The sequence below is a fragment of the Hutsoniella sourekii ATCC 700629 genome (genome assembly GCF_000518205.1).
GTDB lineage: Bacteria > Bacillota > Bacilli > Lactobacillales > Aerococcaceae > Hutsoniella > Hutsoniella sourekii.
On record NZ_JADD01000043.1, the window covers coordinates 1 to 9568 of the forward strand.

Below are 9568 nucleotides of genomic sequence, written 5' to 3' on the forward strand. Positions count from 1 at the left end.
AACTATGTGATTCCTTTCCATTGAAAGCTTTAAAAACGTTTACGTCTGATCGTGGCAAAGAGTTTGCTTGTTATCCAAAGGTGGAGGAAAAAGGAATCGATTTCTATTTTGCTGATGCCTATAGCGCGTGGCAACGAGGGTCAAATGAAAATTCAAACGGTTTATTAAGAGAATTCTTTCCCAAGAAAACTGATTTGGCCAGGATAAACTTAAGAGATTTATATGAGGCCTTATGGCTATTAAACAATCGCCCTCGTAAATGTTTAGGTTTTAAAACGCCGTTTGAGATACTAATGCACGAACTTGAAAAGATGAATTAATTTGTCGCAGTATTTATTGCAATTTATCGTTAATAAAGAAAAGATTATTTAGATAAAAAATTCTAGCATCATTAGTATTGGAGCCTTTGATTGAAATAACTAAAGGCACTAGCCATCAAAGCTAATCCTATGGCTGGTGTCAGCCACTCCAATCCTAAATGACTCAGTGGCAGATGATAGGTCCAATCCGCTAAAGGCTGAACAAGTTCTTGAACAGCAGAAGGGGCATGGTTGGCTAAGACTTGAACCAATCCAACGCTCCCGGCGGCAATCACACCACCGGTGTAGGTTAAGTCATAAGTTATCCATCGATCGAAGACCGATAAGAGGATTAAGATCATAACGATTGGATAGATGACGTTGAGGACGGATGAAGCGATCACAATAATTTGCTGAGTACCAATCAAAGAAATAATAAATTCAACCGTCACACAAATCAAGCAAATTACTTGATAGGACCAACGGCCATTAGACGCATCATGAAAGAAATTACTGCAAGCAGAAGTAAGACCAATTGCAGTTGTCAGGCAGGCTAGGGCCACGCAGATCCCCATCAGAAGTTGGCCACCATTCCCTAAAATAATTGTGACCATGCCGTTAAATACGTCCGTGCGACCATCATTAAAGCTAAAGGCAGTAGAAACGTTAGCACCAGCATAGGCAAGGGCCAAGTAGACCAAGGCTAACAAGATAAAGGCCACAATACCCACTAAGGTCCCAGCTTTGATCTGGTGTGCTCCCTTTTGGTAACCTCGGTTTTTTAGATCATTCATAACAATACTAGCCATCAGGGAAGCACCTAAGGCGTCCATGGTTTGATAGCCTTCCTTGAATCCATAGGCAAAAGGATGCTCTAAGTGGTTACGTCCTAGAGTGGGGCTAGGGTTAAGCCAGATGGTAATCACTAGAATCAAAATAATTAGCAATATAGCAGGGGTTAGGTACTTGCCAATGTTATCGATAACTTTACTTGGATTCAGTGCCAAATAGGCAGTTAAGCCGAAGAATATTAGCGAGGTTACCCAGATAGGAATTTGAGGCCAGAGAGACTGGATAAAAATCTCATGCGTAGTAGCCCCGGTTCTAGGAACAGAAAACAATGGTCCAATCAGTAAAATAGCAATCCCTGCTAAAACGAGCCCAAATTTTGGATGGATTCGTTTACCCAGGTCATCTGCTTGACCACCCAAGTAAATCGTTACTAAGACACCCAGGATTGGGAAGAAGGGATCTGAGGTTAAGAAGCCGCCAATGGCTTTCCACCAGTCTTGCCCACTTAAGACCCCTAAATAGGGTGGAAATATTAAATTACCGGCCCCGAAGAAAATAGCAAATAAGGCGAGGCCAGTGATGAGTATATCATTCATTTTAATTTTCAATTTAATCATCCTTACAAAGAAATATACTGGAGTATCATAACACAAATAGTTTGCTTGAAGCGGTGGATAAACTAAGGATTTGATGGCTATGAAATAAGAATATCTGTCAAAGATAAAAAATAGAGAAGAAAAGATTCATTATATTATAATTTAGAATAAATCTAACCGGATGATGGGTCTGGCTTGCTTTGTTTAAAAACTTGGCCAGCCATGTTAGGATAGTAAAAAGGAGTGTCCAAAATGAAATATAAAAACCCCTATTACAAAAAGATCAAAAATAGTCGTCCGCTAATGATTCGCTGTGGCGCTTGTAAAAAAGATCTTTTTAAGTATCAAAAAATTGGCGTGGGTAACCTGAAACGGATGCATTTACCACGAATTATAGATAGTGAAATTAACTTACAAGATCCTCCTCAGGACTTAGCTTGTCCTCAATGCGGTCATTTGATGGGTCACTTAGTTTCATTACCTAACAACTTGGCTTATCGGATGCTAAAAGGGCATTTTAACAGCGTTTGGATTAAATGAGAATTTTTATAGAAAAATAAATTGGAAGCCTTGTCACCCAACTTCTCATCAGCTATTATTAGAAAATCAATGAGATGGAGGTAGCAAAAGATGAGGTTTTCTCAACGCGTTGAAAGGATGCAAAATTCTCCGATCCGTCGCTTAAATGATTATGCACAAGCGGTAAGAGAGAAGGGGATCCAGGTGATACCCTTAAATATTGGTCAACCTGATATTGAAACACCCAAGGAGTTCTATGAGGCGGTATCTAATTATGACGTGAGTGTACTTGAATATGCCCATTCCAGAGGAATTGATCAGGCCTTAAAGACAACGCAACTTTATTTGCATAACTATGGCCTAGATTTCGAATTGGATGAATTGATTATTACCTCAGGCGCGAGTGAAGGATTATTATTTACCTTTATGGCCTTGTTAGATGAAGGGGACGAGGTCTTGACCATTGATCCTTTCTATCCTAATTATGATACATTCGTCAAAATGGCAGGCGGAAAATTAGTGGCCGTTCATTCAAGGGTTGAGACCGGATTTTTGATGCCAGAAAAGACAGCTTTTGAATCTGCTCTGACTGACAGAACCAGAGCCATCCTCTTATCTAGTCCAGGAAATCCTACCGGACGCGTTTATACGAAAGCGGAAATTGATCGGGTGGTTGATTTTGCCAAACAACACCAACTATTCGTGATTGCAGATGAAGTATACCGCGAATTCAACTATACCGATCGTCCTTTTATTTCTTTTGGTGATTATCCGGAACTGGCCCAGCAAGTTATTTTGGTGGATTCAATCTCTAAGAAATATTCTGCCTGTGGGGCCCGAATCGGATCCCTGGCATCCAAGAATAAACAACTGATGAATCATATCATGAAGCTTTGTCAAGCTCGCTTATCTGTCTCTACTCTAGATCAAGTCGGAGCTGGGGCCATGGATATTGTTGATGATGAATATGTCTATGAGAATCGGAGGATCTACCAAGCCAGACGTGACCTCTTGAGTGAACGTTTGCGGGCAATTCCAGGAATTCTAGCAAGTGAACCTGAGGGAGCCTTTTATAATATTATTCAATTGCCAGTTGAAGATGCCGAAGATTTTATTATTTGGTGCTTGGAGAATATTGAAGTGGATAATTATACGGTACTCGCCACGCCGGCCGAAGCTTTCTATACAGAAGCCGGACAAGGCAAAAATGAAATCAGACTGTCTTACTGTGTCAACGAAGAGATGATCAACCGAGCAATGGATATTCTTGAATTAGCTTTAGAAAAATATCCTCATTAATATTAACAAGCGATAGAAGGCTTTATCGAGATTTACTCAAAGCCCTCTATCGCTTGATTATTCATTAATAATTAAATGATTACCATAGTCCAAGAACGTGTTGGAAACCTAAGCTGACAATAATGATCGATACCCAGCAAACAGCACCGACAATCAAAGCTTTGGATCCAGTTTTTAGTAGTTTGATAAGATCTGTGTTCAAACCAATGGCAGCCATCGCCATGACGATGAAGAATTTACTAATCTTACTGAAAGGTGAAAAGATAGATTCTGGGACTCCCATTGAAATAGCAACCGTTGTAATGATCGAAGCTAGGACGAAATAGATAATAAAGGTTGGTAAGGCCTTCATTATTTTTTGGCCAAAGGACTCATCGTTATTATTGACTCCGCTAGTCTTAGCTGCTTGACGATTACGCCACCAACCTAAGCCAAGAGTAATAGGGATGATAGCCAAGGTCCGGGTTAACTTTACAGTCACGGCCTTATCCAAGGTTTGGGTACCGAGGTTAAACATCGTATCCCAAGTCGAAGCAGCCGCGGTAACAGAGGAAGTATCATTAACAGCCGTACCCGCAAAAATACCAAATGGTCCACCGCTGGTTGTATCAAAGCCTAACCATTGGCCTAACATGGGAAAGAGTAGGGCAGCTAGTAGGTTGAAGAAGAAAATAACAGAAATAGACTGAGCTACTTTTTCCTCATCGGCTTCAATAACAGGTGCAGTGGCAGCAATAGCTGAGCCTCCACAAATGGATGATCCTACACCTACCAGTGTACCAATTTCAGGGTCCAGATTTAATTGCTTGGTCATGATATAGGCAACTATAAGTGCAGTTAAGATGGTCGAAATGATAATTGGTAAGGATTCCAAGCCTGTCTCAAGAATGACATGCAAGTTCAGACCAAATCCTAACAAGACAACAGCATATTGCAGGACCTTTTTGGATACGAATTGAACGCCAGGTTGAAATTGGCTAGTCGGTTCCCAGAACAAACGAATGACCATACCAATTAGAATAGCAAAGACAGGGCCACCTACTACTGGAAACTGTTGACCCAACAGCCAAGCGGGGACGGCAAGTAGTAAGGCTAGCCCTAGACCAGCTAATTGATTTTTTTGTAACATAATGTCATCTCCTTTTAATAATACCTCATTAAGTATAATCCTTCACGAACTAGAATTCAAACTACGATTTGGAATAGTAAGCCAAGAATTTGTTGGGGTGACATAAATAGAGTTAGTTATTCATTAAAGAAAGGATAAATCCATAATGACAGCCGAAGAAATGTGGCGTAAATATTGCCAGGAAAATAATATCAATCATCAGGATTATCAAGTTTGGTCTTTTGGAGTAGAGGCTGATCAGTTGGCCGAACTAGTAAAATCGGGCCACAAGACAGCAACATCGAGTCTTTATCAACTTTATGCCTTAGAAAAGGAAGCCCTCCCCCAAGTAGGGGACTTCAGTGTCATCTTAGATGGTAACAATCAAGCGGCTTGTATTATTCAAAATACTCAGGTCTATCAAAGAGCTTATGGTAAAATTGATGCGGGTCATGCTTACAAAGAAGGAGAAGACGACCGATCGCTCAAGGCTTGGTATCAAGCGCATGATGAGATTTTTACCCAGTGGTTAAGGGAAGTGGGCTTGGAATTAACAGATTCTACTCCTATTTGGTGTGAGGAATTTAGGTGTGTTTATCCATTACAGCCATAAAAATTCAAATTTTTATCCATTATTTTTAGCTTTTAACTTTTATTATTTACTTATTTTCTGTTTATACTAATGACATTCTAAACGTGTAAGGAGAAAAGAGATGAAGAAGTTACTTCAATACAGTCTACTAGCCCTTCTGGGTCTAGGTATAGTCAAGCAACCTGTCCTAGCTTGTACAGGGGTATATGTAGGGAAGGATCTAACAACTGATGGGACGACTATTTTTGGTCGGACGGAAGATTTAGAACCCGATCACAACAAGAATTTTATCGTAGTGCCAGCTAAGACAAACAAGCCTGGCGATAAATACAAGGACCTATCCAACGGCTTTGAGTTTGACTTACCAAGAGAAAGCTATCAATATACAGCGATTCCAGATACGACTCCAGACCAGGGAGACTTCCACGAAGCGGGTTTCAATGAGCATGGAGTTGCGATGGATGCCACTGTGACGGCTTATCCCCATCATGATATTTTAGAAAAAGACCCATTAGTAAAAAATGGTCTCAGTGAATCTAACATCACGAATGTCGTTTTACCACATGTCAAAACTGCTCGTGAAGGAATTGAATTAATCGCTCAATTAGTCACTGAGAAAGGAGCAGCCGAGGGTAATAGCTTAATTCTTTCTGACAAGAAAGAAACATGGTATATGGAAATTTTATCCGGTCATCAATATGCGGCTATTAAGTTGCCGAGTGATAAATATGCCGTTTTCCCCAATGGTTACTATTTAGGTGCAATTGATATTAAAGATAAAGAAAATGTTATCTCATCTCCGGATATAATTAAAGTTGCCAAAGAAGCTGGGCGATTAGTGGAAGAAAAAGGTCAAATTAAAGTGGCCGCCTCCTATGGCTATCCGATTGAAGCGGGGACAAAGTCACGCTATGTTCAAGGTGTTAATTTATTGGATCCAGATGCTAACTTAACTATGGATAGTAAGGAAACACCGCTCCTTCGAGACGCTAAAAAGAAAATCAGCTTGCAACAAGTTAAGGATATGATGCGTAACCGCTTTGAAGGCAGTGAATTTATTCCGGCCGATAATGCGGCTAGTCCAACAGGTGAACCGATTGAATACGAAGAAGACTTACCCGATAATGCTCGCTACCCGGTAGGTAATGTATCAACAATGGAAGCTCATATCTTCCAGATGGATGCTTCGATGCCAGATAAGGTGCCAGGAACTATGTGGTTAGCGATGGGTAGTCCCAATGCATCACCATTCTTGCCTTATTTTGCTAATATTACCGATACGGCTACTCCTTATAAGGTTTCAGGTAAATCTTTTGATGAGAAATCATATTATTGGACAGTCAGTCGAATTTTCACACAAGTTCTCTCTAACGAGAAGGAGGAATTACCTAAGTTAAGAAGTTTTATCAGCGGTTTAGAAAAAGAGGCCAATCAGAAACACCAAGACTGGGTAACTAAGATCAAAGAAGGTTCAGATAAAAATAACTATCACGCTAATGAAGTCACGCAAGCAACCAGTCAATTAGCTGAAGACCAATTCCAACAATTACAAGATTACATGAAGACATTGCAAGCTAATTAATCAGTCAAACCTGGAGGAAGTGTTGAAACTTTCTTCAGGTTTTTTAGTGATTTTCTGGCAATTTTCTTGTGCTTGTCGTGATATACTGAGGGAGTAAGTGAGGAGGTCCGCTATGTATGAAATACTAATTATCGAAGACGATGTAGCCATTCAAGGATTAATTGGAGCAATTCTTGAGCAAGAGGGAAATTATCAAGTTAAGTCAGCTTATTCAGGTACAGAAGCGATTTTATTATTAGAAAAGAATCATTTTGATTTGATGATCCTTGATTTAATGCTACCTGGTAAGAATGGCCGGCAAGTACTAGAAGAGATCAAGGGCCAATACCAGGGTGGGGTGATTGTGGTTTCAGCTGTGAGTGAATTAGAAGACAAGGTTCACTTGCTTAAGTTAGGTGCAGATGATTACATGACTAAGCCTTTTCACCAAGATGAGCTCCTAGCGCGAATCGAAAGTGTTTTAAGAAGATATGGTCATTCGCCGGACAAAGACGCCTCTCCTGAAGAAAATCAGACCTTTAAAGACCTAACTTTAAACACTAAAAAGCATAATGTCTCCTTGCAAGGACAGGAACTAAATTTGACGGCTACTGAATTTGCGATTTTGCAAGTACTAATGTCTCAACCCCAAGAGGTATTCACTAAGGACCGTCTCTACCAACTCGTTTGGGACGATGATCAAGCGATCGAGGATAACTCAATCAATGTCCATATCTCGAATTTACGCAAAAAAATAGCGGCAATTGTTGGCAGTGACCCTTATATCCAAACGGTTTGGGGCATTGGATTTAAGCTGGCAGATGAATCTTTATAGTTTCTTTAAGTTTAGCCAAGGACTTATTAAGATTTTATTCCTTATAATGAGCTCAGACTTAAGGAAAGGATGTTAGCATATGGAAACAGTATTAAAGATTGAACAGCTCAGCAAAAGTTACGGTGACCATCTGGCTTTGGATGACTTTAGTCTGGATGTGAAACGTGGCGATATTGTAGGGCTTGCCGGCCCTAATGGAGCCGGTAAGACGACGCTCTTTAAGATCATTACCGGTCTGATTCCTGATTATCAAGGAGAATTTAGCTACTTTGGCTCTGTTATCCAATCAGAGCGTCAGGCGAATTGTCAAGCCTTGGGGACTATTATTGAAGCCCCGGCTATTTATCCAGATATGACCGTCTTTCAAAATATTAATTATTACCGCATTCAAAGAGGCATCCCAGAGATAGATCGTGTGGATGAGTTAATTGAATTAGTCGGGCTTAAGGAGCAAAGCAATCGCAAGGCCAAGCAACTTTCTCTGGGGATGAAACAACGTTTAGGAATTGCGATTTCTTTGATTCACCGCCCAGAAATATTAATCTATGACGAGCCAACTAATGGTTTGGATCCTTCAGGAATTATTAAAGTTCGTGAGCTATTGTTAAAGCTAGCCCGGGAGAAACGATTAACGATCTTAGTATCTTCCCATATCTTATCCGAATTGGAACTACTAGCTAGTCGTTTTGTGATTATTAATAAGGGACAAAAGGTACGCGAATTTACTCGCGATCAACTGGAAGAAGAAATCAAGTCTTATATTCGAGTGGATGCTGATGAAAGTGCGCGCTTGGCTACCTTACTTGAAGAAGCTTTTCAAACAAATGACTACTTAGTAGATGAAACGGGTAAGATTCGGATCTATGATTTATCGATTGATATGGCTGAACTAAACAAACAAGCCGTGACTCGTGGTATCGCTATTCGAGAACTCACCTATCACCAAGTGCACTTGGAAGAACTCTACCGTGAATTAACTGAAGGAGGAATGGATCGTGCTTAATTACTTAAAAGCAGAATGCTACCAGTGGCAATGTCGTAACACAACCAGGATGTCATTTCTAGGCTTTGCCGGCTTGGCTTTCTTGGCACCTTTTATCTTACGTTGGGTGATTACGCATTCGTCAGTCGTTCAAATAGAATATGATGGTGGTTTTTCAAATTCTTCAGATTTTCTTGTGATGACTTTCCAATTTTTCTTCTTAATTATGTTGTCAGCTTGTCCTTTTATTATTGGTGGCTTGGTCGATGCTTTATTCAATAATGAGAATCAAAATCGAACCTTCATTAATACTTTAAGCAATCGCTTTAGCCGGCTACAAGTCTATAGCGTTAAATGGCTAGCAGCCTTTATCGGTTGCTTGATCTATCTCCTTGCGGTGAGTTTGATGTATTTATTGGCTTACGCCATTGCTTTTGGAGGGCCGATGGACCAGTATTTGAAGATTGTGTTTATTGATATCATGTGGGGCTGCCTACCTTACTTTGTGATGTTCTTGTCCTTACATGTCTCATGGGCCTTTAATACGAATCGAAACTTTTCTATTATTTTTCTTGTTTTGATTGCCATCAAAGTCATGGATTCTGTATTACCGAACGTTTGGGCAGGTTACCAACAGGTATCGCCTTATCTTTTTGATGAATTGCAATAATTATTGCGACAAAAAATCATTCTAACTGAACAAGTTCGTGCATGAATACCTCAAAGGGCGTCTTAAAATTTAAACACTTTCTAGGTCGATTGTTTATCAACCATAGCGCATTGAAAAGTTCATCTTCCGTAATTTTAGCTAGATCTGTGCGTTTAGGAAAGAATTCTCTCAGTAATCCGTTGGCGTTCTCGTTAGTCCCTCTCTGCCAAGCACTATAAGCATCCGCAAAGTAAAAAGCGATCTCTTGTTGTTCGATGTCAGAATAACAAGCAAATTCTTTCCCACGGTCAGAGGTGAAGCTTTTGAGGACTTCTT

11 protein-coding genes are annotated in these 9568 nt (G+C 40.2%); 8 read left to right on the top strand and 3 right to left on the bottom strand.

Translation table 11 applies throughout. The annotated features are described in order from the left end of the window. Positions 1 to 320 (top strand): IS30 family transposase (locus tag T408_RS11355; RefSeq protein ID WP_035420524.1); only part of this gene is annotated, 320 nt, incomplete at its 5' end. Between the two features lie 71 nt (positions 321 to 391). On the opposite strand, the gene brnQ is transcribed toward T408_RS11355, so the two are convergent. Next, positions 392 to 1699 (bottom strand): branched-chain amino acid transport system II carrier protein, encoded by a 1308-nt coding sequence (gene brnQ, locus T408_RS0108805; protein WP_028119594.1) that lies wholly within the window; start codon positions 1697 to 1699, stop codon positions 392 to 394. Between the two features lie 240 nt (positions 1700 to 1939). On the opposite strand from brnQ, the gene T408_RS0108810 reads away from it, so the two are divergent. Further along, entirely contained in the window at positions 1940 to 2227 is a 288-nt protein-coding gene (locus tag T408_RS0108810; RefSeq protein WP_035420526.1) for a hypothetical protein, read from the top strand. Between the two features lie 90 nt (positions 2228 to 2317). Then, positions 2318 to 3505, top strand: a complete 1188-nt coding sequence (locus tag T408_RS0108815) for a pyridoxal phosphate-dependent aminotransferase (protein ID WP_028119596.1) — start codon at positions 2318 to 2320, stop codon at positions 3503 to 3505. Positions 3506 to 3584: 79 nt separating this feature from the next. Here the strand turns inward: T408_RS0108815 and T408_RS0108820 are convergent, their stop codons facing one another. After that, the gene (locus T408_RS0108820; RefSeq protein ID WP_028119597.1) at positions 3585 to 4634 is read right to left on the bottom strand and encodes a YeiH family protein; all 1050 of its coding nucleotides are present in this window, start codon (positions 4632 to 4634) and stop codon (positions 3585 to 3587) included. A gap of 145 nt (positions 4635 to 4779) precedes the next feature. On the opposite strand from T408_RS0108820, the gene T408_RS0108825 reads away from it, so the two are divergent. From T408_RS0108825 to T408_RS0108845, 5 genes are all read left to right on the top strand, one after another. After that, positions 4780 to 5226: an ASCH domain-containing protein gene (locus tag T408_RS0108825; RefSeq protein ID WP_028119598.1), complete on the top strand. Its 447-nt coding sequence runs from the start codon at positions 4780 to 4782 to the stop codon at positions 5224 to 5226. Positions 5227 to 5326: 100 nt separating this feature from the next. Further along, on the top strand, positions 5327 to 6787 hold the full coding sequence (locus T408_RS0108830) for a C69 family dipeptidase (RefSeq protein ID WP_028119599.1): 1461 nt from the start codon (positions 5327 to 5329) through the stop codon (positions 6785 to 6787). A gap of 112 nt (positions 6788 to 6899) precedes the next feature. Continuing rightward, on the top strand, positions 6900 to 7601 hold the full coding sequence (locus tag T408_RS0108835) for a response regulator transcription factor (protein WP_028119600.1): 702 nt from the start codon (positions 6900 to 6902) through the stop codon (positions 7599 to 7601). A gap of 79 nt (positions 7602 to 7680) precedes the next feature. Continuing rightward, on the top strand, positions 7681 to 8604 hold the full coding sequence (locus tag T408_RS0108840; RefSeq protein WP_028119601.1) for an ABC transporter ATP-binding protein: 924 nt from the start codon (positions 7681 to 7683) through the stop codon (positions 8602 to 8604). Continuing rightward, positions 8597 to 9253, top strand: a complete 657-nt coding sequence (locus T408_RS0108845) for an ABC transporter permease (RefSeq protein WP_028119602.1) — start codon at positions 8597 to 8599, stop codon at positions 9251 to 9253. The genes T408_RS0108840 and T408_RS0108845 overlap by 8 nt, the downstream gene beginning before the upstream one ends. A 16-nt stretch (positions 9254 to 9269) precedes the next feature. Here the strand turns inward: T408_RS0108845 and T408_RS11360 are convergent. Then, positions 9270 to 9568 (bottom strand): IS30 family transposase (locus T408_RS11360; RefSeq protein WP_035420529.1); only part of this gene is annotated, 299 nt, incomplete at its 5' end.